We start from the raw sequence: 25,565 nt of genomic DNA on the forward strand, positions 1-25,565 counted from the left end.
ACCGGAGTTCACGATGGTCCCCCGTTACGCCCGCCCCGCCATGACCGCCATCTGGGAGCCCGAGACCAAGTATGAGATCTGGTTCCTGATCGAAGCGCACGCGACGCAGAAGCTTGCCGAGCTGGGCGTAGTGCCAGAAAGCGGCGCGAAGGCGCTGTGGGACTGGTGGGCGACGAACCCGAAGATCGACGTCGCCGCCATCGATGAAAAGGAACGCGTGCTGAAGCACGATGTGATCGCCTTCCTCGACTGGGTGGCTGACGAAGTGGGCCCCGAAGCGCGCTTCATGCACCAAGGCATGACCAGTTCCGACGTGCTGGACACCACGCTGGCAGTGCAGCTCGCCCGCGCCACCGATATCCTGCTGGAAGACCTCGACGCGCTGCTGGACGCGCTGAAGCGGCGGGCGGAAGAGCACAAGTATACCGCCACCATCGGCCGCAGCCACGGCATCCATGCTGAGCCGACGACCTTCGGCCTCAAGCTGGCGCAGGCCTATGCCGAGTTCGACCGTTGCCGCTCGCGCCTGCAGGCCGCCCGCGCCGAAATCGCCACCTGCGCGATCAGCGGCGCGGTGGGCACCTTTGCCAACATCGATCCCAGCGTCGAGGAATACGTCGCCGAACAGCTCGGCCTGACGGTAGAACCGGTTTCCACGCAGGTCATCCCGCGTGACCGCCATGCCATGTATTTCAGCGTGCTGGCCGTCATCGCCTCTTCGATGGAGCGGCTCGCAGTGGAAGTACGGCACCTGCAGCGCACAGAGGTGCTGGAAGCGGAGGAGTATTTTTCCCCAGGCCAGAAGGGTTCCAGCGCCATGCCGCACAAGCGAAACCCGATCCTGACCGAGAACCTGACCGGGCAGGCCCGCATGATCCGCGGCTATGCCATCCCGGCGCTGGAAAACGTGGCGCTGTGGCATGAGCGCGATATCTCGCACTCGTCGGTCGAGCGGTTCATCGGCCCCGATGCCACCATCACGCTGGACTTCGCACTCGCTCGCCTGACGGGCGTTGTCGACAAGCTGCTGGTCTATCCCGAGCGGATGCAGAAGAACCTCGACAAGATGGGCGGCCTTGTCCACTCGCAGCGCGTCCTGCTGGCGCTGACGCAGGCAGGCATCACCCGCGACAACGCCTATCGCCTGGTGCAGCGCAACGCGATGAAGGTGTGGGAATCGGACGGCCAGATGTCGCTGCTGGACCTGCTGAAGGCCGACGAGGAAGTGACCGCAGCCCTCACCGAGGAACAGCTCGAGGAGAAGTTCAACCTCGACTATCACTTCAAGCACGTCGACACGATCTTCGCCCGCGTCTTCGGGGAGTAAGCCGCAGCGCCCTTCCCTTGGCCCGATTGCTGCCCTAGCATCGCGGCCAAAAGCGAAACGGACAGAAGAGAGAAGCCGATGCAAATCGTTCGCACCGTCATCTGGGTACTGCTGCTTGTAGGCCTGTTGCTGTTTTCCATCGCCAACTGGGATCCCACCGTCACCGTGCGGATCTGGGATGGCATCGTGGTGGACACCAAGATTCCCGCGATCGTGATCGTGTCCTTCGCCATCGGTTTCGTGCCGATGTGGCTCTATCACCGGGCGAGCAAGTGGCGCCTCAATCGCAAGATCGCGAGCCTCGAAAACGCCGCGCGAACCGCTGCGGCAACCCCGGTCGCAATGAGGCAAGAGCATGATGAGGAGCCGGTCAACACCGAACCCGACGTGCGCGCCGATCCCGACACGCCGCTGAAGCCCACCACCCCCGAACATATCGGCCCCGAGGCGACGGCCACCGAGCCCACCGAGGCGGACAAACCCGGCCCGCTGTTCGGTAGTGACGAACCCAAGAGCGACAAGCCCGACAGCGAGAGCGAATCCAAGGCATGAGCAATCCCGTCTACCTGGCGCTGGACGTGCCGCAGCTGGATGCGGCAAAGGCGCTGGTCGAGAAGGTGAAAGGCCACATCGGCGGGGTGAAGCTGGGTCTGGAATTCTTCTGCGCCCACGGCACCCACGGGGTGCACGAGATCGCCCACCTCGGCCTGCCGATCTTCCTCGACCTGAAGCTGCACGACATTCCCAACACCGTGGCGGGTGCAATGCAGTCTCTGCACGTGGTGGAGCCTGCCATCATGACCGTGCACGCCAGCGGCGGGCGGGCGATGATGGAGGATGCAAAGGCGGCGGCGGGGGAGAACACCAAGGTCGTCGCCGTCACCATGCTCACCAGCCTCGACGAGCGCGATCTGGAACGCACAGGCGTTCAGGGCACGCCGCACCATCACGTGATGCGGCTGGCCGAACTGGCGCAGGACAGCGGGCTGGACGGGATCGTATGCTCCGGCCAGGAAGTCAAATCGGTCCACAAGCAGTGGAAGGACGGCTTCTTCGTCGTTCCCGGCCTGCGTCCCGGCGGCAAGGCGACGGGCGACCAGAAGCGTGTCGTCACCCCGCGACAGGCGCGCGACGATGGCGCGTCGGTGCTGGTGATCGGTCGCCCGATCAGCCGCGCGGACGATCCGTTGCAGGCCGCGCGCGAGATCGAGGCGACTTTGTAGAAAATTTTCTGCGAACGACGGTGACGGCTTAACCCTTCACCAACCGTCCCGCTTTCACTAAGTCATCCATATGCCAGATCAGCTCATCAAGATTTGCGGCCTTAGTACAGGCGAGAGCATCGACGCCGCGGTGGAAGCCGGCGCGACTCACGTCGGCCTCGTCCATTTCGAGAAATCGCCGCGCCACGTGTCGATCGCAGATGCGGCAAAGCTGCGCGCGCGTGTGCCGGACCACGTGAAAGTCGTGCTGCTGACGGTGAACATGGAGCCGAAACCCACGGCAGAGGCGCTCCAGGAAATCCAGCCCGACGTGCTGCAACTGCACGGCTCGGAGAAGCCCGAGTGGCTTTCCCTGCTGCGTGAGAAATCGAACCTCGAAATCTGGAAGGCGGTCGGCGTGAAGGACCGCGCCTCGCTGGAACGTGCGGCGAAGTTCAAGGACTGCGCCCATCGCCTCCTTTACGACGCTGCAGGCGGCGCCCTGCCTGGCGGCAACGGCCTCGCGCTCGACTGGCGGCTGCTGCTGAACCATCGGCACGTCCTGCCTTGGGGCCTCGCCGGCGGTCTTGGGCCGCACAACGTCGCCGATGCCATCCGCTACACCGGTGCGCCGCTGGTGGATGCCTCCTCCGGCCTCGAGAGCGAGCCCGGCAAGAAGGACCCCGCCAAGATCGCCGCCTTCTGCAAGGCCGCGAAAGAGGCGCGCGCGAAAGCGGCCTAGGGCTTTCGACTCGCTGGACTTGGCCGCACGGCTCTGCCAATCGGCAGGCCATGACCGAGAACAAACCCAATTCCTTCCGCAACCAGCCCGACGATCGCGGGCATTTCGGCCAGTTCGGCGGCCGCTACGTCGCCGAAACGCTGATGCCGCTGATCCTCGACCTCGAGCGTGAATACAACGCCGCCAAGGTGGACCCAGCGTTCAAGGAACAGTTCGACGACCTGCTGGAACACTACGTCGGCCGCCCCAGCCCGATGTATTTCGCACCTCGTCTGACGGAAGAATTGGGCAAGAATGCCCCTCCCGGGAAGGGGGCGCAGATCTGGTTCAAGCGCGACGAGTTGAACCACACCGGCGCGCACAAGATCAACAACTGCATTGGCCAGATTTTGTTGGCGATCCGCATGGGCAAGACGCGCATCATCGCGGAAACCGGCGCGGGCCAGCACGGCGTGGCGACGGCCACCGTCTGCGCGCGCTTCGGCCTGCCCTGCGTGGTCTACATGGGTGCAGAGGACGTGCGGCGGCAGTCGCCCAACGTGTTCCGCATGAAGCTGCTGGGCGCGGAAGTGCGCCCCGTCACCGCCGGGCGCGGCACGCTGAAGGATGCGATGAACGAGGCGCTCCGCGATTGGGTCGCGAACGTGCACGACACCTTCTACATCATCGGCACCGCCGCCGGGCCGCATCCCTATCCGGAACTCGTTCGCGATTTCCAGAGCGTGATCGGCAAGGAAGCCCGCGCCCAGTTGCTGGACCGCACCGGCAAGCTGCCGGACCTGCTGGTGGCGGCCATCGGCGGCGGCTCAAACGCCATCGGCCTGTTCCACCCCTTTCTCGACGACCCTTCGGTGAAGATGCTGGGCGTTGAAGCGGCGGGCCACGGTCTCGACGGAGACGAGCACGCCGCCAGCTTGGCAGGCGGTTTCCCCGGCGTGCTCCACGGCAACAAGACCTACCTGCTGCAGGACGAGGACGGCCAGATCACCGAAGGCCACTCGATTTCGGCAGGCCTCGACTACCCCGGCATAGGACCCGAACACGCCTGGCTTAAGGAAACGGGCCGCGTGGAATATACTCACGCGACGGACACAGAAGCGCTGGAAGCCTTCCAACTGCTCTGCCGTACCGAAGGCATCATCCCAGCGCTGGAACCTTCGCACGCCATCGCCGCAATCACCAAGGTCGCACCGACCATGCCGAAGGACGCGATTATCTGCGCGAACCTGTGTGGCAGGGGCGACAAGGACATCTTCACCGTGGCGGAGGCGCTCGGGGTGGAGATGTGACCTTCTCCCCCGCCCGCGCTGGCGTCTTCTTCCTGATCGGCCTGCCAATAGGCTTCATCCTTTCGGCTCTCGGCTTTGCCGTCACCGGGCAGGAGGTCAGCGCGCCGCAGATTGCGCCCTATGCAGGTGGAATTGCCATTGTGATTGCCGTGGCAGCGGGGCTATGGCGCCCGGCATCATGACCCGTTTTACCGACACCTTCTCCCGTGGCCCCGCCCTTGTCTGCTTCATCACCGCAGGCGATGGTGACACTGCCGCCAATCTCGATGCGCTGGTCGAAGGCGGCGCTGATGTGATCGAGCTGGGGATGCCCTTTACCGATCCGATGGCCGATGGCCCCGCTATCCAGGCCGCGAACATTCGCTCGCTGACCGGTGGCACCAAGACTGCCGACGTGATGCGCCACGCGACCGAGTTTCGCGCACGCCACCCGGACGTGCCGCTGGTGCTGATGGGCTATGCCAACCCGATGATCCGGCGCGGGCCGGAATGGTTTGCCGATGCGGCGGACAAGGCTGGCATCGATGGCGTGATCTGCGTCGACCTCGCGCCCGAAGAGGACGAGGACCTTGGTCCCGCCCTGCGCGACAAGGGCATCGCCCCCATTCGCCTCGCCACCCCGACAACCGACGACGCGCGCCTGCCCATGGTGCTCGATAAGTCGGCGGGCTTTCTCTACTACGTCTCCGTCGCCGGGATCACCGGGAAGCAGCAGGCTGCAGTGGATACGATCGAGGCCAATGTCAGCCGCATCAAACAACACACGGATTTGCCCGTCGCGGTCGGCTTCGGCGTGCGCACGCCCGAACAGGCCGAGGCGATTGCCAGGGTCGCGGACGGCGTCGTTGTCGGCTCCGCATTGGTGGAGATCGTCGCCGAGCATGGGGAAAACGCCCCGCAGCACCTTCGCGCATTGGTCGAAAAACTTGCCAATGCGGTCCATTCTGCCCGATAGGCCCCATCCATGAGCTGGTTAACCCGTGTCCGAGAGCGCCTGCCCTTCGGCAACAAGCGCGAATCGCCCGACAATCTGTGGATCAAGTGTCCGCGGTGCACCGAGATGGTGTTCCGCACCGAATACGAGCAGAACATGAGCGTCTGCCCGCATTGCGAGCATCACGGTCGCATCGGTGCCGACAAGCGCCTTTCCCAGGTGATGGACGAAGGCAGCTTCGAACTGCTCCCCTCGCCGCAGGTGACCGAGGACCCGCTGCGCTTCAAGGATACCAAGCGCTACACCGACCGGCTTAAGGCCGCCCGCGCCAGCAATCCGCATGACGATGCCTTCACCGCCGCCTTCGGCACGATCGAGGGCCAGAAAGCTGTCGTGGGCGTGCAGGACTTCTTGTTCATGGGCGGCTCCATGGGCATGGCCGTGGGCGATGCCTTCTGCAACGCGGCGCAGCGCGCGCTGGACGAGAAGTGCGGCTTCGTCTGCATCACCGCCGCTGGCGGGGCGCGGATGCAGGAGGGCATTCTCTCCCTCATGCAGATGCCGCGCGCCACGGTGATGACTCGCCGCCTGCGCGAAGCGGGCAGGCCCTATATCGTCGTGCTGACCGATCCGACCACGGGCGGCGTCACCGCCAGCTATGCCATGCTGGGCGACGTGCATATCGCAGAGCCTGGCGCCCTCATCGGCTTTGCCGGGCAGCGCGTGATCCAGGAAACCATTCGCGAGCAGTTGCCCGAGGGTTTCCAGCGCGCCGAATACCTGCACAAGCACGGCATGGTGGACATGGTGGTGCATCGCAAGGACCTGCGCGGAAGGCTGGCGCAGTTGCTGGAGTATCTCACTCCGGCCAAGGCTGCCTGAGCCTTTCTGCGACCTTCCCGCGATGAAAGACTTCGCCATTTCGGATAACGAGGACGTCCAGCGCCAGCTGGACCGTCTCGGCGCGCTCTCCCTGCCGCAAGGCCGCATCGGGCTGGACGTGATCCACGAACTGCTGGCGCGGCTGGGCAATCCCGAAAAGCACCTGCCGCCCGTGTTCCACGTTGCAGGCACCAACGGCAAGGGCTCCACCTGCGCGTTCCTTCGCGCCATGCTGGAGGCGGAGGGCCTGAAGGTCCACGTCGCCACGAAGCCGCACCTGGTGCGCTACAACGAGCGTATTCGCGTCGGCGGCGAGTTGATCTCCGATGCCATGCTGGCAAGCCTGCTGAAAGAAGTGCTGGATACGGCGGAAGACCTTTCTCCCAGCTTCTTCGAAGTGACGACGGCAGCGACGTTCCTCGCGTTCTCGCGCGAGCCTGCCGATGCCTGCGTGATCGAAGTCGGCCTTGGGGGTCGTTTCGATGCTACCAACGTGATGGAGCGGCCTGCTGCCTGCGGCATCGCCTCGCTCGGCATCGATCACGACCAGTTCCTGTTGACCGAAGATCACGAGGCACCCGATCCCAAGGCCAATCCCATGGTCCGCATCGCGTTCGAGAAATCGGGCATCGCGCGCGCCGGTTCGCCGCTGGTGACTCAGGGCTATTCGCCCGATGTGGCGGCCGAGGTGGAGCGCCGTGCTGGCCTTGCCGGAGCCCCGCTGCACATGCGCGGGCACGACTGGTGGGCCGAATCAGGGCCGGATGCCATCGCCTACCGTGACAGGCACGGACAACTGGACCTGCCCCTGCCCACAATGCCCGGCGCGCACCAGTCGGACAATGCCGCGCTGGCAGTCGCCATGCTTCGCCATCAGGACACGGTGCCGGTGTCGGCAGCCGCCATGGCCGAAGGTATTCGCAACTGCCGCTGGCCTGCGCGCCTCCAGAAGCTGGGCGATGGCCCGCTCACCGAACTGCTGCCTCAGCGCGGGTTCCTGCTGGATGGCGGGCACAACCCCGATGCGGCGAATGCCCTCGCCCGCTATCTCGAAGCGAAGGCGGAAAAGCCGGTCGATGCGATTATCGGCATGATGGCGGCGAAGGATGCACGCCGCTTCCTGGCGATCGTCGCGCCGCATATCGATTCGATCACGGCGGTGCCGATCCCCGGCAACGACTGCGTCGCTCCCGAGGTTCTTGCAGAGCTGGCACGCGAGGCTGGTATCGTCACGGTTACGACCGCAGCGGACGTGCCCGCCGCTGTCAGCACGCTGGGTGAGGCGACCGAAGGCACGGTGCTGATCTTCGGTTCGCTCTATCTTGCGGGCAAGGTGCTCAGCCTGAACCGGGAGCTTCCGGACTGACGGGCTTCTCCGGCTCCAGCTTGCGCACTTTCATCGTGTACCAGCTCAGGATGCCGACAATCAGCATGAGGCCGCTAATCAGGGCCAGCACCCACCAGCCGCTGTCGTAGGCATCCTTGAACTGCCAGAAGGCCAGAAAGCCGAGCAGCGCAACGCCGCCCCCCGTTCCCTTCGGCACCATCAGCCGCGCACCACATCCCTTGCAGGTGAACGGTTTGCCCATTCCCCAGAATAGCAGCTTGAACGGCGCGTCCGTGCCGCAATCGGGGCAATAGGGGCCGTGCTTTCTCGCCATCACTATTCGGCCGGTTCAGGGGCGGCATCGTGGCGATCGGGCGTGACGACGCCGGACTTCGCCCCGGCGCGGCTCACCCTAATCCACTCGAACACGCACAGCACGACCGCCACGAAGCCGATCAGCGTGGTGAGGATGAAGACGTCGTAATAGCCCCGGTCCTCGATCATCTCGCCCAGCGCGCCGCGCCCCAGCGTGCCGACCAGCAGGGTCAACGACGACAGCAGCGCGTATTGCACGGCGGAATACTTCTTCGAGACGATGGAACTGAGCCAGGCGACGTAGGCAGCGCCCGCGATACCGATGGCGAGGTTCTCCCACATGATTGTGAACGTCAGGCGCGGCAAGGCCTCGGAGCCGAACGGAGCCATGAAGTTGATCAGGGCGGAAAAGCCGATGAAGTCGCTGGCCGCCTGCATGTTCGCGCCGCCGATTGCCATGTCGGCATAAAGCAGGTTCGTCAGCGCCGCGATCAGCGCGCCCAGCGTCAGCGTCGCCATGCGCCCGATCACGGTGAGCAGATAGCCACCGAACGCTAGCCCCGCGATAATTGCGCCAACGCCGAAGAACTTGGAAGCGAAGGCCACCTCGTCGTTCGTGTAATTCAATTCGCCCAGATAGAACGGATAGGCGAAGGTGCCCCAGATCGCGTCGCAGATGCGATACGTCAGCACCAACGAGAGGATCAGCACCAGCGACCAGCCCATGCGACCGACGAACTCCACCAGCGGCATCACCAGCGCGCGGTAGAGATGATCGACCGCATAGGAATTGCCCGCACGCTCGGCCAGGTCCTCGGTCATCACGTTCTCGCCCTTGGCCTTCTGCGAGGCGAGCCAGCCCGCGATCAGCGCCGGGATCACCACGGTCGCCACGATGATCCACGGGCCGTAGTTCAGTGTGAAGTCGGTCGGGTTGGGCCGCTCCTCCGGCGGATAGGCCAGCGACATGAACATGAAGGTGAGCACCACGCCGATTGCCAGCGCCCACAGCAGGCCGACAGCGCCCAGCGCCTTGGCGCGGACTGAAGGCTTCAACTCGCCTTTTTTGCGCAGGCTAAGCAGCAGGTCGTCTGTTACCGTGCCGTCCACGTTTTCGCCCGCCTTGCTGTCCGGCGCGAACAGGCCCGCGATGCCGATGGCAAGCAGGATGCCGCCCATCATCAGGTAGGTCTGTGGCCAGCCTATCCGCGCGGCGATGATCAGGCCGAGCGCGCCGCCCACCAGCGCGGCGAGGCGATAGCCCATCTGATAAACGGTGGAGAGGATATCGAGCGTCGCCTCCTCGTCCGCCACGTCGATGCGCCAGGCGTTGATGGCGATATCCTGCGTGGCGCTGGCCAATGCGCCGATACCGGCAAGCAGGCTGAACCAGCCGATTGCCTCGTTCGTGGGGTTCGACAGCGAGAGCGCGATCAGGATAACGCCGAGCAGGATCTGCGAGGGCACGATCCACTGCTTGCGCCGGCCCAGCTTGCGGAAACCGGGGATGGACACCTTGTCGATCAGCGGGGACCACAGGAACTGGAACGCATAGGCAAGCCCGATCAGGGAAAAGACGCCCATCGTCTCCAGTTCCACCTCGGCCTCGGACAGCCAGGCGTAGAGCGTGCCAAGGAACAGCGCGAACGGCAGGCCGCTGGCAAAGCCGAACAGCGCCATGTAGCCGCTCTTGGGATTCTTTAGCGAACGGGCCAGCGTGCGCCAGCCGGGCTTGGATTTCTTCGTATCGGCGGCCGCTTCGGCCATAAATTGCTCTCCGCTCTGGTGCCCGTCGTGCCGGTCTAGCCGTAATCCATTGCAATGGAAGGCTGGATGAACGGCCCATCAACGACTAAGGCCCGGCGAATGTCCCAGGAAGAACGCCCAGAGGGTGACCGCATCGCCAAACTGCTTGCCCGCGCAGGCGTTGCCAGCCGCCGCGAGATCGAGCGCATGATCGACGATCGCCGCATCAAGATCGGCGACGAATTCGTCACCACGCCCGCCACCTTTCTGACAAGCTTGCGCGGGGTGACGGTGGACGGGAAGCCCGTGGCCAAGCCCGAGCGCACGCGCCTGTTCGCCTTCCACAAGCCCACCGGGCTGTTGACGGCGGAACGCGATTTCTCGGGCCGTCCCACGATCTACACCGCCCTTCGCAATGCCCTGCCCAAGGACACGCCCCGCCTGATGCCGGTCGGGCGGCTAGACATGAATACCGAAGGCCTGCTGCTGCTCACCAACGACGGCGAGTTCAAGCGGCTGCTGGAACTGCCCGCCACGGAAATCCCCCGCACATACCGCGCCCGCACCTTCGGCGACGTGACACAGGAACAACTGGAAGACCTGATGGACGGCATTGAGATCGAAGGGATGCGATATGCCCCCATCGATGCCAACCTGGAACGGCGCACGGGCCGCAACCAGTGGATCGAGGTGACGCTGACCGAGGGCAAGAACCGCGAGGTTCGCCGCGTGCTGGAGCACCTGGGCCTCGAAGTCAGCCGCCTGATCCGCACCGCCTACGGCCCCTTCGGCCTGGCAGACCTGCCGCGCGGCGCGGCGCAGGAAATCCGCAAGGAAGATATCGAACGCTTCCGGAGCAGCCTGAAATGAGGATCATCGCAGGCGACTGGAAACGGCGCCAGCTCCGCGCGCCTGCGGGCGAAGCCACGCGCCCCACGGCAGACCGCACGCGCGAAACGCTGTTCTCCATGCTGGTGAGCCGCCTCGGATCTTTCGAGGGACTTTCAGTGGCAGACCTGTTCGCAGGCTCCGGCGCGCTTGGGCTGGAGGCACTTTCGCGGGGGGCCGACAATTGTCTGTTCGTGGAGCAGGACGCCGCCGCGATCCGGTGCATCCGTCAGAACATAGCCTCCCTGCGCGCCCAGCAACAATGCGAAGTGGTGGCGGGCTCCGTCATGTCGCTAGGCCCGGCAAAGATTGCGCGTGACCTCGTGCTGCTTGACCCACCGTATGGCACCAACGCAGGCGCCGTGGCGATCGATCGGCTGGTCCGGCTTGGCTGGATCGGACCTGCGACGTGGGTCGCGCTGGAAGTGGGCGCGAAGGACGATGTGAAGATCAAGGCGCTCGACATCGAGACCGAGCGCAAGGTCGGCCCGGCGAAGCTGGTCCTCCTCCGCTGGCCCGAAATCGCGGACTAGCCCTCGCCGTCTCCCGTTTTCTGCGCCGGCGCTTCGGGCGGTAGGCCGTCTTCGATCTCGCTCGCCGGTCTGCCGGGCCAGTAATCGATCGGCACACCGCCGAAATCGAGGCCGGCCTCGCGCGGATTGATGCAGTTGTCCTGCTGGCCTTCGCGGCAAACGTCGACTTCGTAACCATTGACGCGGACCCGCATTGCGCGCCCGTCCTCGTCTCGCTCGATGACTTCGGCCTGCGGCTTTTCCTCACCCTCGTGATTGTCGGCCAAAACAGGTGTTCCGATGCACAGGGCGATAACAGGCAGGACAATTGCGAATTTCACGGCGCTTCTCCTCACGGCACACCAGCAATGCATATCATAATCGACGAAGGGCCGCCCGGTTTCCCGAACGGCCCTTCAAGGTCTTGACGGCTCGTCAGTTATTACGAACTGGCAGGCTCACCCGGCCAGTAGTCGAGCGGACGGTCAACACCGGGACCACGCTGTCCAGCGGCCCATGCGTTGATGCAGTTGTCGTCCGCATCACTCTCACACACGGGGTATTCACCCTGGTGCGGTGCCGGTGCATCCTGCACCACGGCATTGCTCACGAAGCGCATGTCGGTCGTGCTGGTCGTCGCAGCGGTCTGCTGGGTCGTGGCATTGCCATCTTCCAGTTCCGAAACCTGGGCAATCACCGAATTCCAGGCTGCAGCCCGCTGTTCAGGCGCCTGGATCTGGAAGATCGTGGCGCGCTGTTCATCGTTCAGATACCACCATGCGTCCTGCTGTTCGTCATTCAGCGACCAGTAGTAGCCGCGAAGGGCATCGTTCCAGCCGAAATACATCGTCTGCTGATCGGCGGTATAGGTATCGAACTCGGCGCGATCAGCGGGGCTGAGTTCATCGTACATCATCTGCTGGTCGGCAGTCATTTCGCCGCTTTCATGATGGTCGGCCATGACAGGCACGGAAATCATCGAAAGCGCGGTGGCGGCGGCCAAAAGTGTCTTGTTCATCACTGGTCTCCTGTGTCGGTTCGCGTTGTTGCGATTGCCCCTGAAACGGGGTGGACCGTGCGCCTGTTCCGAGAAAACGCGGTTCCCCGGTTCGTCGCTGGCCTTGCACGGCGCGCCCCTGTTCCCTAGTTGTTCACCAGTGACCCAGTCCCCCTCCACATCCGATTCACTACCCGCAGACAGCGCACCCGAATGGCTCGCGCACCTCAATCCGCCGCAGCGCGATGCCGTGCTGACGACGGAAGGGCCAGTGCTGATGCTGGCAGGGGCCGGCACTGGCAAGACAGCCGCCCTCACCCACCGCCTCGCCCATATCGTTCGGGAACGTATGGCCTGGCCCAGCGAGATCCTATGCGTCACCTTCACCAACAAGGCCGCGCGCGAAATGCGGGAGCGCGTAGGCACGCTCACCAATGGCGCGCTGGAGGGGATGCCGTGGCTCGGCACGTTCCACTCGATCTGCGCCAAGATGCTGCGCCGCCATGCCGAACTGGTCGGGCTGGAAAGCAACTTCACCATCATCGACACCGATGATCAGTTGCGCCTGCTGAAAACGCTCATTCGCGAGGCGGAGCTGGACGAGAAGCGCTGGCCCCCGCGCCAACTCGCTGGGCTGATCGACAGCTGGAAGAACCGCGGCCTCAACCCCGAGGATCTGACAGCCGTCGACAACGAAAGCTATGCCAACGGCAGGGGTGCGGAGATGTACCGCATCTACCAGGAGCGGCTGAAGAGCCTGAACGCCTGCGATTTCGGCGACCTGCTGCTGCACATGCTCAACATCTTCCGCCGCCATACGGACGTGCTGAAGAGCTACCAGCAGCGCTACAAATATATCCTGGTAGACGAGTACCAGGACACCAATGCCGTGCAGTACCTTTGGCTGCGACTGATGGCGCAGGAGCGCAAGAACATCTGCGTGGTGGGGGATGACGACCAGTCGATCTATTCCTGGCGCGGGGCCGAGGTGGCGAACATCCTTCGTTTCGAGAAGGATTTTCCCGGCGCAAAGGTGGTGAAGCTGGAGCAGAACTATCGCTCCACTCCGCAAATCCTGGCCGCCGCCAGCGGGCTGATCGAAGCCAATTCACAGCGCCTCGGCAAGACGCTGTGGACGCAGCTTCCCGAGGGGCAGAAAGTCCGCGTGATCGGCGTATGGGACGCGCCCGAGGAAGCCCGCCGCGTGGGCGAGGAGCTGGAACGGCTTGAGCGCGAGGGGCTGTCGCTGGAACAGGCCGCAATCCTCGTGCGCGCTCAGTACCAGACCCGCGAGTTCGAGGACCGCTTCATCCAGATCGGCCTCTCCTATCGCATTATCGGCGGCTTCCGCTTCTATGAACGCGCCGAAATCCGTGATGCTCTGGCGTACCTGCGCGTGATCGCCCAGCCCGCCGACGATCTCGCGTTCGAACGTATCTACAACCAGCCCAAGCGCGGACTTGGCGCGAAAACGCTGGAGAAGATGTACCAGCACGCCCGCCGCACCGGACAACCGCTCGCCGCCGCCGCGCTGGAACTGGCCGACAGCGACGAACTGCCCGCCCGCGCCCGCAACACCATCGCCGCGCTGATGGGCGATTTCCTGCGATGGCGCGAGATGAGCGAGGCAGTCAGCCCGTCCGAACTGATGCGCGCCGTGCTGGAGGAGTCCGGTTACGATGCGATGCTGAAGGCGGACCGATCCGCTGAGAGCGCAGGCCGCGCGGACAACCTCGTCGAGCTTGCCCGCGCGATGGAGGAATACGAAACGCTCGGCGATTTCCTCGAACACGTCAGCCTCGTGATGGACAACGACGCGAACGACGACGAGGACAAGGTCACCATCATGACCATGCACGCGGCCAAGGGACTGGAGTTCGATCACGTGTTCCTGCCCGGTTGGGAAGAAGGCGTGTTTCCGTCGCAGCGTTCGCTCGACGAAGGCGGCCTTGCCAGCCTGGAGGAAGAGCGGCGCCTTGCCTACGTCGCCATCACCCGCGCGAAACGACGCTGCACCATCCTGCACGCGGCAAATCGCCGCATCTACGGCCAGTGGACGAGTTCCATCCCCAGCCGCTTCATCGAGGAACTGCCCGACGAGCATATCGAGCAGGAAACCACGATGACGGGCGGCAAGTCGCTGTGGCAGGCCAACTGGAGCGAAAGCGAAGACCCCTTTGCCCACGTGTCCACCAGTCGACCCGACCGTTCCAGCGCGCGCGGCCCCGGTTGGCAACGTGCGCTCGCCACGGGATATGAGACGAAGCCTGCGCGCCTGAAGGAACCGGGCCGCAGCGCCGCCAGCTTCGCGGCGAAGCCACGCACCGATGTCGAAATCGGCGCGCGCGTGTTCCACGAAAAGTTCGGTTACGGGGAAGTCATCGGGCAGGAAGGCAACAAGCTCGAGATCGATTTCGAGAAGGCGGGGACCAAGCGCGTGATCGACAGTTTCGTGACACTGGCGAAGTAGCGCCGGCACAAGCGCCAAAATCGCCCCGACTAGATATTTGTTATAGCGCCTCGCCGACTTCGGGTTATCAGGCGGAAGGATCAACATCAGCAGGGCGGGAAAATTGCGGCAGGACGATCGCGACATCATGGATTCCTACGGGCGGGAATCGACACCGGATATCTGGAAGTTTCTCGCAACGGTTCGCCGGCGTTTCAGACTTTCCGAAGAAGAAGCCGGTCTGTTGAAGGATGCGATGCGGGAAACCTCCGTGTTCGCGCCCGGTGAATACATGGTGCGCGAAGGAGACCGCATCAATTACTCTTCCCTGATCCTCGAGGGGTTCGCCTGCCGCTGCAAGGACAGCCCCGACGGGATGCGGCAAATCATGGAAATTCAGATTCCCGGCGATTTCGTGGACCTGCATTCCTACCCGCTCGAAGTGCTCGACCATGGCATCTGCGCGCTGTCGGAGTGCCGGATCGTCAAGTTTCCCCATGCCGAAATCTCGCGCCTGATCGACGAGAGCCCTCGCCTGGCGCGGATCATGTGGTTCACCACGATGGTAGATGCCTCCATCCACCGGCAGTGGATCGTGAACATCGGTTCCCGCTCGGGCAAGGCGCGGATCGCGCATCTGCTGTGCGAACTGTACCATCGCTGCAAGGTCGTGGGACTGACAACCGATCACTCCTACTGGCTGCCGCTCAACCAGACGCAGATCGGCGAGTGCCTGGGCTTTACCCAGATGCACGTGAACCGGATGCTGAGGGAATTGCGCGAGCAGGGGTTGGTGACGCTCCAGTCCCAGAAGGTGAAGATCCACGATTGGGAGGGCCTGAGCGAACTCGCGCAGTTCGATCCGGATTACCTGTATCTGACCCCGCGCGACGGCTGACCTCTATCCGCGCCGACGCTACAGCGTGTAAAGGGGTTTGAGCGACCAGGACTTGTCCGCGTAAAGGCGAACTTCGTAGTCGCGGCTTCGCCAGCAACGCAGTTCGACCTCGCCCACACCGAAATGCCGGCTTGCGATGCCGATGGCCTCGACGATATCCGCAGCCTCGCAAACCATCTCTTCGATGGTCGCGCAGTCGGGCCGACTGCCGCGCAATCGAAAGCTGTTCTTCGGCAGCGCACCGCCGCCACCGCCTATCCCGTCTTTCCTGAACACGTGCGCCCCTTCCGCGTGACCCCGAAGCCGCCAGCATTGGCAGAGGCCGAGAGCGGGGGGCGACAACATATGTCAATTGCGTGAGATTTTGCGCCGCGCGCTTTCCCTTGCCGGAAAGCAGGTCTAACGGCGAGCAATGCCGTTCCGCGACATTGCCTTGCTAGTCCTCCTTTGCCTGATCTGGGCGGGAAACGTGCTGGTGAGCCGCGTGGTCGTGACGGACCTCGGCGTGCCGCCGCTTTGGTATGCCGCGCTGCGCACGGTCGTCGTGATGGTGGCGCTCGCTCCGTGGCTGAAATGGCCCGGGCGCGACTGGTGGCGCGTGGCCCTGGTAACGACGGCGGTAAGCGGCGGCGGGTTCGCCCTTCTTTTCGTGGGCCTGCAGGACGCCACGGCTTCGTCCGCTGCCATCGTCCAGCTGGCCGGTGCGCCGATGACGGTGCTGATGGCAATGGTCATCCTCAAGGAACAGGTTCGCTGGCGGCGCGGCATCGGCATTGTCATGGCGCTGGGCGGGGTCTTGCTGGCGGTTGCATCACCGTCGGGCTGGGAGAATTCCACCGGGCTGCTGTTCGTCTTTGCCGGTGCTTTCGTCGGTGCGCTTGGGTCTGTCTATCTCAAGACAATCGAGCTTTCGGCCCTGCGTATGATGGCATGGGCGGGGTTCTTCTCCACCGCGCTGCTGCTGCCGCTCAGCCTGCTGCTGGAACGCGGCCAGATCGAGGCTTCGCTGGCGGCCCCGCTGGAACTGGCAGGCGCGCTGGCTTTCTCGGGGCTCATCGTTTCCGTCTTCGCGCACACCGTCTACTTCCGCATTCTGCAGAAGAACGAGGCAGGCGTGGTCGCACCGATCACGCTGCTGACGCCCGTGTTCACGATCCTTATGGGCGCGACGCTGGCGCGCGAACCCGTTGGCCTGATGATGCTGGCAGGCGCGGCGCTGGCAGTGAGCGGCGTGCTGGTGATCGCGGTGCGACCCAGCAAGACCATCTTCAAGGGGCTGCTGGTGCGGCCCCGGCTTTAGGATCAGCCGATCAGTTGAAGCCTACGCCGAGGAAATCGGGCTTCGGCCCGTTCCACTCACCCGCAGGCACCGGCTCATCGTCCTGGTCGCGGCGGCGCGACTGGTTGCCGGACCTCGAACCACCCGAGCGCGAGCCAGAGCGATCTTCGCGCTTTTCCCGGCGGGGTGCGCGCTCGGTTTGGCGATCATCCTGCTGGCGATCGTCGTCGCGGCTCTCATTGCGGCGCGAGCGGGAGCGCTTCGGCTTCTCGTCCTGCTCGTTCTCGGTCTCGTCCTGCTTCGGCGCTTCCTTCTTGGGCTGCGCCTTTGGCAGTTCGACCCGCACGTCCTTCTTGCCGAACACCGGCACTTCACTGCCGGTCAGCTTCTCGACGTTCTCGATGGCCTCGGCATCTTCGGGCGCGACGAAAGTGAACGCGCGGCCCTTGGCCCCCGCGCGGCCCGTGCGACCGATGCGGTGGACGTAGTCGTCCGGATGCCAGGGCGTATCGAAGTTGAACACGTGGGACACGCCCTTGATGTCCAGCCCGCGCGCGGCAACGTCACTGGCGACGAGGATGTTGATCTCGTTGTTCTTGAACCGCTGCAATTCCGCGTTGCGCTGGTTCTGGTCGATATCGCCGTGGATTTCGCCGCTGGCAAAGCCGTGGCGTTGCAGGCTCTTGTTGAGCTCACGTACCGTCGTCTTGCGGTTGCAGAAGATAATCGCGTTCTCGACCAGGTCGTTGCGCAGCAGCCAGCGCAGCGTCTCGCGCTTCTCGCGGCTCTCCACCGGGATCTTGAATGCGGTGATGTTCTCGTTGGTGGAGGCTGCGCGCGTCACCTCGATCCGCTTGGGATTGTCGAGGAACTTCTTCGCCAGCTTGGCAATCGGCGGCGGCATCGTGGCGCTGAACAGCAGGGTCTGGCGCTTTTCCGGCAGCTTGTCGCAAATGAACTCGATATCGGGGATGAACCCCATGTCGAGCATCCGGTCGGCCTCGTCGATCACCACCAGCTCGCAGGCGTTGAGCATGATCTTGCCACGCTCGAACAGGTCCATCAGGCGGCCCGGCGTCGCGATCAGCACGTCGACGCCGTCATTCAGCGCCTTGACCTGCTCGCCCATCTGCACGCCGCCGATCAGCAGCGCCATGGTGAGATCGTGGTTCTTGCCGTATTTCTCGAAGTTCTCGGCGACCTGCGCGGCCAGCTCACGCGTGGGGGCGAGAATAAGGCTGCGCGGCATCAGCGCACGGCGGCGGCCGCTGGCCAGAACATCGATCATCGGCAGCACGAAGCTGGCCGTCTTGCCGGTGCCGGTCTGGGCGATGCCCAGCACGTCCTTCATCATCAGCACCGCAGGAATCGCTTCTGCCTGGATCGGAGTCGGCTCGGTGTAGCCAGCCTCCTCGACGGCTTGGAGCAATTCAGGCGAAAGGCCGAGATCGGCAAAAGTGGTCAAATCGTAAGATCCGGAAATAAGAGGGAGTGCCGATCGCCCGGCACGGTGCATGCGCCGCGCCCTATGCAGCAGGTGGGCAGAAAGTCAAGATTTACGGGTAAATCGCCGCTACTGGCTGACGGCGACGAGGCGGCTGAATTCGGTCACTTCGCAGCTGGCCCCGGCGCGCGATTGCAACAGGTCGCGCGCTACGCACAGGCGGCCATCGTCGCTACGCTCCACATAGAAACCAGCGTAGAAGGCCCTTGCAACGCAGGACTCGCCTAACCTGGCCGACAGGATCTGGCGCTGACGGGTGAACATCAGCAGGCGATTTCCCTCGGCGGGCTGTACGCCCAGGATGTCATCCACCTCGACGCAGTCATCATGCTCCACTTCCGCGAAGCTCTGCCGCATCGGACGTCGCGGCAAGTCTGCCATCATCTGCGAGCGGGCTCGTGCCGGTGCAGGCGAGACCCGCACGATCACGCGCTGCCGAATGCGGACCTGGTTCTGCTCCTGCGCCCGGTGTGCCCCGTCCAACAGCGTGCCGGGAGAAACTTGCGAGGGCCCGAAACCCAAGGGCAGGCCGGATTGCGGCCCCGTCAGCCGCACGTTGTCCTGCGCCGCCACGCGCACCGGCACCTGCGCCGCGAAGATCGGGGCAAGCAGTGCGACAAGCGCGAGGATGGCGATAAGGCGTTTCATGGGTTCGGATAATTGGTCGGCAGGCGTCCCGTCACTCGCTTGTCACAGCGATGAGGGCTGGAGATAGCAGGAAGGATTGAATGGTGGCTTAACCTGCATTTGCACCTTTGCAACCCGGCCATAATGCTGGCAACGCGAGAAACCATGAGCACGACCGACGAATTCCTTTCCGCCGCCAGCAGCCTGCTTGGAGACCGCGGCTTTACCACCGATGCAGAGCTTATCGAACCCTGGCTGACCGACTGGCGCGGACGCTTTACCGGGCATGCGCTGGGCATGGCCTCCCCCGCCAGCACGCAGGAGGTAGCAGACCTCGTGAAGCTGTGCGCCGCGCACGGCGTGCCCATCGTTCCGCAGGGCGGCAACAGCGGCATGTCGGGCGGGGCCACGCCTGACGATACCGGCAAGGCGATTGTGCTCTCGCTCAGGCGGATGGACAAGGTGCGCAGCTTCGATGTGGTTGCGCGGCAGATCACCTGCGATGCCGGATTGATCCTGCAGACGCTGCACGACACGGTTGAGGCCGAGCGCCTGCGCTTCCCGCTCACGCTGGGCGGAAAGGGTTCCGCCACCATCGGCGGATTGATCTCCACGAATGCGGGTGGAACGCAAGTATTGCGTCACGGCTCCATGCGGGCGCAGGTGCTGGGGATCGAGGCAGTGATGGCCGACGGCACGGTGTTCGATTCGCTGCGACCGCTGAAGAAGGACAATCGCGGCTTCGATCTGAAGCAGCTGCTGATCGGTTCGGAAGGGACGCTGGGCATCGTTACAGCGGCCACCTTGCGCCTGCTGCCCGCCCTCGCCGACCGCGCCGTGCTGTGGGCGGGGCTTGGCGACATTCGCGATGCGCGCAAGCTGCTGCTCCATGCAGAGCGCGTGGCAGGCGATGCGCTGGAAGGTTTCGAGGTGATGCCGCGCCACTCGCTGGAGGCCGTGCTGGCTCACAGCGCCAATGCCCGCGCGCCCTTGCAGGACCATCACGAATGGAACGCGCTGATCGAACTGACCGCCGATGCATCCGGCGCAGACGCCCTGCCCGCCCTCGCCCAGTCGCTGCTGGAGAGTGCGTTCGAGGAGGGGCTGGTCGCCGATGCCACCATCGCCCGCAACGAGGCGCAGGCGGAGGAATTCTGGATGCTGCGCGACGAGATCGCCCCGGCCGAGCGCGCGATCGGACCTGCCATGCAGCACGATATCTCCGTGCCCGTGCCGGACATGGCCGAATTCGTCGCCGATGCCGTGCCGAAGGTGGAGAAAGCCTTCCCCGGCACCACCGCGGTCGCCTTCGGCCACCTTGGGGACGGCAACGTCCACTTCCACGTGCTCGCTCCGGAGGGCGCCGTTCCGGGCAAGTGGGAGCTTGGCGAAGGCAAGGCCATCAGCGCATTCGTGCACGACGAGGTGACGGCGTGGAACGGATCGATCAGCGCAGAACACGGGATCGGGCAATTGAAGCGTGACGAACTGGCGCGGCTGGGCGACCCCGCGCAGCTCGGCATCATGCGGCAGGTGAAACGCGCGCTCGATCCCGCCGGCCTGCTCAATCCGGGCAAGCTGGTGCCGCTTGAAACCGGCACCGAACCCCTTTAAGGCCGCGCCCCAACAGTTTCACGAGATTCTATTTCGGATAAGGGCCTTGTTGGCCGCACAGCCGAATTCAACCTGATCGGAGAGTATGATGGCCAGCGCGCCGAAAGCCAGTTTGCCCGTTTTCTACAACGAACTGATCCCCCTCAACAGCAACGACCACGGCGACTGGAACGCCCGCTCGGTCGACAAGGCTCCCTGGGTGGTCAACAACCACGCCATCCCGCTGACCGTCGAGGAATTTCCCTCCGCCCAGCGCAACTTCCCAATCGTGTTCTCCTCGGGTGAACGTTCGGTGCCGCTGGCGCTGATGGGCCTCAACGAAGGCGTGAACGTGTTCTTCGACGACGAAGGCGCCCCGCGCGATGCGACGCCGCCGTACATTCCGGCCTACATCCGCCGCTATCCGTTCCTGCTGGCGAAGCTGGATCCGAACTCGGAAAACCTGTCGCTCTGCTTCGATCCGACCAGCGACCTCATCGGCAAGTTCGACGAAGGCCAGAAGCTGTTCAACGACGACAAGGAACCCAGCGAGCACACCAAGGGCCTGCTGCAGTTCTGCGAGAAGTTCGAGGAAGCGGGCAACCGCACCCAGTTGTTCATGCAGGAACTGGAAGCCCACGACCTGCTGATGGACGGCGAAATCGCCATCAACCGTTCGGACAAGCCCGACCAGCCCTTCGTCTATCGCGGCTTCCGCATGGTGAACCAGGAAAAGCTGCGCCAGCTTCGCGGTGACCAGCTGCGCAAGTGGAACGAGAACGGCCTGCTGCCGCTGATCTTCGCCCACCTCTTCTCGCTGGACCTGATGCGCACGATCTTCGCGCGCCAGGTTGAACAGGGCAAGGGCCCGCAGGGCATGGAAGCCGCGATGGCGGCAACCGCGCCCCAGGCGTAACCAGACATTCCTGAGCGGCGTCGACGAGACGCCCGTTTTTGAGGACGACATCAGCTAGGGGCGGTCCGGGAGGGCCGCCCTTGGTCCATGTGATCTTGAAACATTTGCGCTTCGGCTTATCTTTGAATTGTCCGGTCGGCGCTCCCCTCATGGCCCGGCCGGATAGGTGCGCTTCGGCGCGCCTCCTCCCTGAACCTTGGCCGCCTCGTGCATCGTGCACGGGGCGGTTTTTTCTTGCCTATTCAGCAGCTTGGGCGAAGCCGCTCGCACCTTTTGCCACCTCTTCGGCCAGCCGGCGCACGAGGGCGGCCAATATGGTGCCAACAGGCTCAACACCATCGCCCGGCTCGCGCAGGTGCCGGTCAAGATAGGTCGCACGGCAGATTTCCAGTTGCATCGCAGAAATTCCCCGCGCCGGAGCGCCGTGACGATCGAGCACGTATCCGCCCGCGTAGGGGCGATTGTGCGCCGCCCGCACGCCGTGTGCGTCGAAATGGTCGAGCGCGGTGGAAACGAGGTTGCTTTCGCACGAAGCGCCGAACCGATCTCCGATGACGAAATCCACCGCAGCACCCTCCCCCGTCTTGGGGCCGAGCGGGGGCATCGAATGCACGTCGAGCAGCAGGGCCCCGCCCCACTTGTCCCGCAGCGCCTCCAGCGTGTGCGACAGCGCCAGGTGATAGGGCGCGTGGACCTGGTCTATACGCTTCGCAAGGTCGGCGGACGGCAACGGCTGGCGCCATAGCTCGCCAAGGCCCGGCAGTCGCCGCGGAACCAGTCCCAGCCCGCTGCGAGAGCGGCGACCAGCGGCAAGGCGAGAGCGCACGAAGCCCGTGCGCGGGCCCGTAATCATGTCCCAGTCCACGTCTTCGGGCGAGCGGTTGAGATCGATCATCGCGCGCGGCGCATTGGCAACCAGCAGCGTTGCCCCGGTCGCGTCGGCCACCTGGCGGGCGACGAGATCGACGTAGCGATCTTCCAGCCGCGGCGCGGCCTCTCCGGGATGGCGCATCCGGTTCACGAGGCTGAGCGGATATTCGCGCCCGGCGTGGGGGACGGCGATCAGCACGGGAATCGCCAGCGCGCGTGGCCGATGCAGGACATAGGCCGGCTGGCCCTCCCCGCCGGGGATCAGTCCGCCTTCCTGCAGTTGCGAATCAGGGGAGCCATTGTCGTGCTGGGTCATTGCTTTGGCATTGCTGGCGGGGAAGTCTGTCACTGTCAAAGGGCGCGGCCCCGTGCGGTGGCTGTCCCAATGCTGGGCAAGTCTTACGAGGGGGCAGATTCTTAACGCGAATCTGCTTAAAGACGCTCCTCACGAACATTCACGGGGAAGAGTAAGAAGCATGATCCGTATCCTGCTGGCCGAAGACGACACCGCGATGCGCACCTACCTGAAGCGCGCGCTGGAACAGGCTGGCTTTTCGGTCATGGCGGTATCCTGCGGTACCGAAGCGATGCCGCTACTGGAAACCGAGATTTACGACCTTCTCCTGTCCGATATCGTGATGCCGGAAATGGACGGGATCGAACTGGCCCAGCGCTGCAACGAGCTGAGCCCGTCGACCAAGGTGATGTTCATCACCGGTTTCGCCGCCGTCGCCCTGAAGGCGAACCGTGAAGCCCCGCATGCAAAGATGCTTTCCAAGCCCTTCCACCTGAAGGACCTGGTGCTGGAAGTGGAGCGCATGTTCGAGGATAGTGCAGTCGCTTCGCTATAACGCGCAAGTAGGCTCTTGCGAAACGAACGAGGCGGCGCTATCTGGCCCGCCTGCCGACCGAAATACGGTCTGCAACACCCGAATGGTGTGGGCGTATAGCTCAGTGGTAGAGCACTATGTTGACATCGTAGGGGTCGCAAGTTCAATCCTTGCTACGCCCACCATTCGCATTCCCTTGAAATAACAGCGTAATCCGCCACTACTTTTCCTTCTTGGCAAGGTGCTGGCGCGACATCTTCTCGATGCTTTCCAGTTCGGAAATCGTCTGGTCGATGGCCTCGCGCTGGTGGCGCAGTTCCGCCAGGCGTTCCTGCGTTGCATCCAGCATCCGCTGGGCCTGCACCACCTGGTCCGGGTCATGATCGTAAAGGCTCAGGAATTCGCCGATCTCGCGAATCGAGAAGCCCAGCCGCTTGCCGCGCAGAATGAGCTGCATCCGCCCCATCTCGCGGCGCGAATAGACACGCATGGAGCCGACGCGGCCCGGCTGGATAAGTCCCTTGTCCTCGTAGAAGCGCAAGGTGCGCTGGGTCACGCCGAGCGCTTCGGATGCCTCGGCGATGCTCTTCAGATCGCCCTGTTTCATATCCTCGAAGCCGGGCAGTTCGCCCGAGATGCGTTCCTGCTGTTCGCTCATGCAGTCCCCCCTTCGGCTGCCGCCGCCTCGCGCTTTGCCTTCTCCTCTGCGACAAGCGCCTTCTTTTCCAGCTTGCCGACGAGGGTTTTCGGCAGTTCGTCCCGAAACTCGTAGGCGTCTGGCATCTCGATCGGGCTGAGACGCATCTTCAGAAACGCGTGCAGGGTTGCCGCGTCCAGCTCTTCCCCCTCGTGCAGGGCGATGAACAGCTTCGGTGCTTCGCCGCGATACTCGTCGGGAATCCCGATGGCGACGGCTTCCTTCACGGCCGGATGTTCGTAGGCCGCATCCTCGATCACGCGCGGATAGACGTTGTATCCGCTGCACAGGATCAGGTCCTTGATGCGATCGACGATGAAGAGATAGCCGTCCTCGTCGAGGTAGCCGATGTCGCCGGTGCGCAGCGCGCCGTCGATGAAGACCTTCTCGGTCGCATCGTCACGCTTCCAGTAGCCTTTCATCAGCTGCGGGCCGCGTGCGCAGATTTCGCCGCGTTCGCCTTGCTCCATCAGCTCGCCGGTTTCCGGATCGCGAATCTCGACCACGGTGTGCGGGAAAGCGGGCCCTGCCGAATTGTCCTTCACGGGCGTGCGGCCCAGCAGAGGGTTGCTGGTGATGATGGGCGAAGCTTCCGTCAGGCCATAGCCTTCCGACACCGGCGAGCCGGTGCGCGTCTCGTACTGGTGACGCACTTCCAGCGGCAGCGGCGCCCCGCCCGAAATGCTGGTGCGAACGCCAGAAAGGTCCGGCACCTTGTTGTCCGGCAGCGATCCCAGCGCGTTGTAGATCGTGGGCACGCCGAACATCATGGTGGGCGGCTTGCGCTTTATGGTGGCCAGCACTTCATCCATCTCGAAGCGCGGCAACAGCACCAGTTCGGCGGCTACTTCGACACCGAAATTCAGCACGCAGGTAAGCGCGAAGACGTGGAACAGCGGCAGCACCCCCAGGGTGCGTTCCTGCTGGTCACGCTCTTCGCCGATGTGCAGCAGCATCTGCGCCGAGTTCGCGGCAAGGCTGGCGTGGGTGAGCATGGCACCCTTTGGCAGCCCGGTCGTTCCCCCTGTATATTGCAGGACTGCCACGTCGCGCGGATTCTGCGGAACGGAGCGGAGATTGGGCTGGTGCGCAGCGAGATCGCTGTAGTCGGAATAGGTGATGCCAGCCCGCTTTTTCGCGAGGGAGGAGCGCTTGAGCGTGCGCAGGCCGATACTTTTCCAGAAGGGCAGCACGTCGGCCATCGAGCACAGGACAATGCGCTCCATCGCGGAGTCTTCCGCACCCCACGCATTCGCGACCTTCGAATGCAGGAGTTCCAGATCGGGCACGGCAACCATCTTGGCGCCCGAATTGGTGATGAGGAATTCGATCTCGCTGTCGGAATAGAGCGGGTTCAACTGCACCACGATGCCGCCGGCGCGCAGTACCGCGTAATAAAGGATGATGGAATAGGGGGTGTTGGGAAGGCACAGGCCGAAGCGGTCGTCCTTCTCGAAGCCCAGCGCCTGGAGGCCCGTGGCAACCCGCTCCACTTCCTTGCCAAGTTCGCCGTAGGTGTACTCCTTGCCGAGGAAATCGATGGCAACGCGGTTCGGAAACTGGGTGATCGCGCGGTCGAACGCTTCGGTCAGCAGTCGCGGACGCAGGTTCCCTTCCGCGTCCAGGATCCGGCTGGGATCAAGCGGGTGGGACGTAACCGCGGCCTCGTTCATCGATCATCCTTTCCATTTGTGGCGCAGTTTTTGGCCAAACTGCGTCTTGATTTCACCTTGCTTGACGT

Annotated in this window: 27 protein-coding genes and 1 tRNA gene; 18 read left to right on the forward strand and 10 right to left on the reverse strand. The window is 64.0% G+C overall.

The window, feature by feature from the left end; all coding sequences use genetic code 11:
• The first annotated feature begins 13 nt into the window (after positions 1 to 13).
• The 9 genes from purB (at position 14) to ABFX23_RS05740 (ending at position 7,742) form a co-directional block, all read left to right on the forward strand.
• Positions 14 to 1,327: an adenylosuccinate lyase gene (gene purB, locus ABFX23_RS05700; RefSeq protein ID WP_346032135.1), complete on the forward strand. Its 1,314-nt coding sequence runs from the start codon at positions 14 to 16 to the stop codon at positions 1,325 to 1,327.
• A 78-nt stretch (positions 1,328 to 1,405) separates the two neighbouring features.
• The gene (locus tag ABFX23_RS05705; RefSeq protein ID WP_346032136.1) at positions 1,406 to 1,879 is read left to right on the forward strand and encodes a LapA family protein; all 474 of its coding nucleotides are present in this window, start codon (positions 1,406 to 1,408) and stop codon (positions 1,877 to 1,879) included.
• A complete protein-coding gene (pyrF, locus tag ABFX23_RS05710; RefSeq protein WP_346032137.1) occupies positions 1,876 to 2,550 on the forward strand; it encodes an orotidine-5'-phosphate decarboxylase in 675 nt (224 codons plus the stop codon). Before ABFX23_RS05705 ends, pyrF begins: the two co-directional genes overlap by 4 nt.
• Before the next feature lie 70 nt (positions 2,551 to 2,620).
• Complete coding sequence (locus tag ABFX23_RS05715) at positions 2,621 to 3,271, forward strand: phosphoribosylanthranilate isomerase (protein ID WP_346032138.1); 651 nt, start codon at positions 2,621 to 2,623, stop codon at positions 3,269 to 3,271.
• Between the two features lie 50 nt (positions 3,272 to 3,321).
• On the forward strand, positions 3,322 to 4,560 hold the full coding sequence (gene trpB, locus ABFX23_RS05720) for a tryptophan synthase subunit beta (RefSeq protein WP_346032139.1): 1,239 nt from the start codon (positions 3,322 to 3,324) through the stop codon (positions 4,558 to 4,560).
• Positions 4,557 to 4,742: a hypothetical protein gene (locus ABFX23_RS05725; protein ID WP_346032140.1), complete on the forward strand. Its 186-nt coding sequence runs from the start codon at positions 4,557 to 4,559 to the stop codon at positions 4,740 to 4,742. The genes trpB and ABFX23_RS05725 overlap by 4 nt, the downstream gene beginning before the upstream one ends.
• Positions 4,739 to 5,515 (forward strand): tryptophan synthase subunit alpha, encoded by a 777-nt coding sequence (gene trpA, locus ABFX23_RS05730; protein WP_346032141.1) that lies wholly within the window; start codon positions 4,739 to 4,741, stop codon positions 5,513 to 5,515. The genes ABFX23_RS05725 and trpA overlap by 4 nt, the downstream gene beginning before the upstream one ends.
• Positions 5,516 to 5,524: 9 nt before the next feature.
• Entirely contained in the window at positions 5,525 to 6,376 is an 852-nt protein-coding gene (accD, locus tag ABFX23_RS05735; protein ID WP_346032142.1) for an acetyl-CoA carboxylase, carboxyltransferase subunit beta, read from the forward strand.
• A gap of 22 nt (positions 6,377 to 6,398) precedes the next feature.
• Positions 6,399 to 7,742, forward strand: coding sequence for a bifunctional folylpolyglutamate synthase/dihydrofolate synthase (locus tag ABFX23_RS05740; RefSeq protein WP_346032143.1), 1,344 nt, complete (start codon positions 6,399 to 6,401; stop codon positions 7,740 to 7,742).
• Here ABFX23_RS05740 and ABFX23_RS05745 read toward each other — a convergent pair.
• A complete protein-coding gene (locus ABFX23_RS05745) occupies positions 7,714 to 8,037 on the reverse strand; it encodes a hypothetical protein (RefSeq protein WP_346032144.1) in 324 nt (107 codons plus the stop codon). The genes ABFX23_RS05740 and ABFX23_RS05745 overlap by 29 nt on opposite strands.
• A 2-nt stretch (positions 8,038 to 8,039) precedes the next feature.
• A complete protein-coding gene (locus ABFX23_RS05750; protein WP_346032145.1) occupies positions 8,040 to 9,785 on the reverse strand; it encodes an AmpG family muropeptide MFS transporter in 1,746 nt (581 codons plus the stop codon).
• Positions 9,786 to 9,884: 99 nt separating this feature from the next.
• Between ABFX23_RS05750 and ABFX23_RS05755 the strand changes: the two genes are divergently transcribed.
• Together ABFX23_RS05755 and rsmD are read left to right on the forward strand one after the other, a co-directional pair.
• Positions 9,885 to 10,634 carry a pseudouridine synthase gene (locus ABFX23_RS05755; RefSeq protein WP_346032146.1) on the forward strand — a complete coding sequence of 250 codons (750 nt, stop codon included), beginning with the start codon at positions 9,885 to 9,887 and terminating at the stop codon, positions 10,632 to 10,634.
• Complete coding sequence (gene rsmD / locus ABFX23_RS05760; RefSeq protein ID WP_346032147.1) at positions 10,631 to 11,185, forward strand: 16S rRNA (guanine(966)-N(2))-methyltransferase RsmD; 555 nt, start codon at positions 10,631 to 10,633, stop codon at positions 11,183 to 11,185. Before ABFX23_RS05755 ends, rsmD begins: the two co-directional genes overlap by 4 nt.
• Here the strand turns inward: rsmD and ABFX23_RS05765 are convergent.
• Together ABFX23_RS05765 and ABFX23_RS05770 are read right to left on the reverse strand one after the other, a co-directional pair.
• On the reverse strand, positions 11,182 to 11,505 hold the full coding sequence (locus ABFX23_RS05765) for a hypothetical protein (protein WP_346032148.1): 324 nt from the start codon (positions 11,503 to 11,505) through the stop codon (positions 11,182 to 11,184). The genes rsmD and ABFX23_RS05765 overlap by 4 nt on opposite strands.
• 101 nt (positions 11,506 to 11,606) lie before the next feature.
• Positions 11,607 to 12,182: a hypothetical protein gene (locus ABFX23_RS05770; protein WP_346032149.1), complete on the reverse strand. Its 576-nt coding sequence runs from the start codon at positions 12,180 to 12,182 to the stop codon at positions 11,607 to 11,609.
• A 139-nt stretch (positions 12,183 to 12,321) separates the two neighbouring features.
• Here ABFX23_RS05770 and ABFX23_RS05775 point away from each other — a divergent pair, with 139 nt between their 5' ends.
• Complete coding sequence (locus tag ABFX23_RS05775; RefSeq protein WP_346032150.1) at positions 12,322 to 14,631, forward strand: ATP-dependent helicase; 2,310 nt, start codon at positions 12,322 to 12,324, stop codon at positions 14,629 to 14,631.
• A 103-nt stretch (positions 14,632 to 14,734) separates the two neighbouring features.
• A complete protein-coding gene (locus ABFX23_RS05780) occupies positions 14,735 to 15,508 on the forward strand; it encodes a Crp/Fnr family transcriptional regulator (protein WP_346032151.1) in 774 nt (257 codons plus the stop codon).
• A gap of 18 nt (positions 15,509 to 15,526) precedes the next feature.
• Here the strand turns inward: ABFX23_RS05780 and ABFX23_RS05785 are convergent, their stop codons facing one another.
• On the reverse strand, positions 15,527 to 15,784 hold the full coding sequence (locus ABFX23_RS05785) for a hypothetical protein (RefSeq protein ID WP_346032152.1): 258 nt from the start codon (positions 15,782 to 15,784) through the stop codon (positions 15,527 to 15,529).
• A 136-nt stretch (positions 15,785 to 15,920) separates the two neighbouring features.
• On the opposite strand from ABFX23_RS05785, the gene ABFX23_RS05790 reads away from it, so the two are divergent.
• Complete coding sequence (locus ABFX23_RS05790; RefSeq protein WP_346032153.1) at positions 15,921 to 16,808, forward strand: DMT family transporter; 888 nt, start codon at positions 15,921 to 15,923, stop codon at positions 16,806 to 16,808.
• A 10-nt stretch (positions 16,809 to 16,818) separates the two neighbouring features.
• Here the strand turns inward: ABFX23_RS05790 and ABFX23_RS05795 are convergent, their stop codons facing one another.
• Both ABFX23_RS05795 and ABFX23_RS05800 read right to left on the reverse strand, forming a co-directional pair.
• Positions 16,819 to 18,252, reverse strand: coding sequence for a DEAD/DEAH box helicase (locus tag ABFX23_RS05795; protein WP_346032154.1), 1,434 nt, complete (start codon positions 18,250 to 18,252; stop codon positions 16,819 to 16,821).
• Positions 18,253 to 18,360: 108 nt separating this feature from the next.
• The gene (locus ABFX23_RS05800) at positions 18,361 to 18,939 is read right to left on the reverse strand and encodes a hypothetical protein (protein ID WP_346032155.1); all 579 of its coding nucleotides are present in this window, start codon (positions 18,937 to 18,939) and stop codon (positions 18,361 to 18,363) included.
• A gap of 144 nt (positions 18,940 to 19,083) precedes the next feature.
• Between ABFX23_RS05800 and ABFX23_RS05805 the strand changes: the two genes are divergently transcribed.
• Positions 19,084 to 20,532: an FAD-binding oxidoreductase gene (locus ABFX23_RS05805; RefSeq protein WP_346032156.1), complete on the forward strand. Its 1,449-nt coding sequence runs from the start codon at positions 19,084 to 19,086 to the stop codon at positions 20,530 to 20,532.
• A gap of 88 nt (positions 20,533 to 20,620) precedes the next feature.
• The gene (locus tag ABFX23_RS05810) at positions 20,621 to 21,427 is read left to right on the forward strand and encodes a SapC family protein (RefSeq protein ID WP_346032157.1); all 807 of its coding nucleotides are present in this window, start codon (positions 20,621 to 20,623) and stop codon (positions 21,425 to 21,427) included.
• Positions 21,428 to 21,665: 238 nt separating this feature from the next.
• Here the strand turns inward: ABFX23_RS05810 and ABFX23_RS05815 are convergent, their stop codons facing one another.
• Entirely contained in the window at positions 21,666 to 22,613 is a 948-nt protein-coding gene (locus ABFX23_RS05815) for an N-formylglutamate amidohydrolase (RefSeq protein WP_346032158.1), read from the reverse strand.
• A gap of 160 nt (positions 22,614 to 22,773) precedes the next feature.
• Between ABFX23_RS05815 and cpdR the strand changes: the two genes are divergently transcribed.
• Both cpdR and ABFX23_RS05825 read left to right on the forward strand, forming a co-directional pair.
• A complete protein-coding gene (gene cpdR / locus ABFX23_RS05820) occupies positions 22,774 to 23,148 on the forward strand; it encodes a cell cycle two-component system response regulator CpdR (RefSeq protein WP_120078275.1) in 375 nt (124 codons plus the stop codon).
• An 89-nt stretch (positions 23,149 to 23,237) separates the two neighbouring features.
• A tRNA-Val gene (locus ABFX23_RS05825) sits at positions 23,238 to 23,312 on the forward strand.
• A 35-nt stretch (positions 23,313 to 23,347) separates the two neighbouring features.
• On the opposite strand, the gene ABFX23_RS05830 is transcribed toward ABFX23_RS05825, so the two are convergent.
• Together ABFX23_RS05830 and ABFX23_RS05835 are read right to left on the reverse strand one after the other, a co-directional pair.
• Positions 23,348 to 23,785: a MerR family transcriptional regulator gene (locus tag ABFX23_RS05830; RefSeq protein WP_428831648.1), complete on the reverse strand. Its 438-nt coding sequence runs from the start codon at positions 23,783 to 23,785 to the stop codon at positions 23,348 to 23,350.
• A complete protein-coding gene (locus ABFX23_RS05835; RefSeq protein WP_346032159.1) occupies positions 23,782 to 25,497 on the reverse strand; it encodes a long-chain-fatty-acid--CoA ligase in 1,716 nt (571 codons plus the stop codon). Before ABFX23_RS05835 ends, ABFX23_RS05830 begins: the two co-directional genes overlap by 4 nt.
• Positions 25,498 to 25,565 lie beyond the last annotated feature (68 nt).

Origin of the sequence: Erythrobacter westpacificensis, from assembly GCF_039542285.1 — a bacterium.
GTDB classification, from domain to species: Bacteria; Pseudomonadota; Alphaproteobacteria; order Sphingomonadales; family Sphingomonadaceae; genus Alteraurantiacibacter; species Alteraurantiacibacter westpacificensis.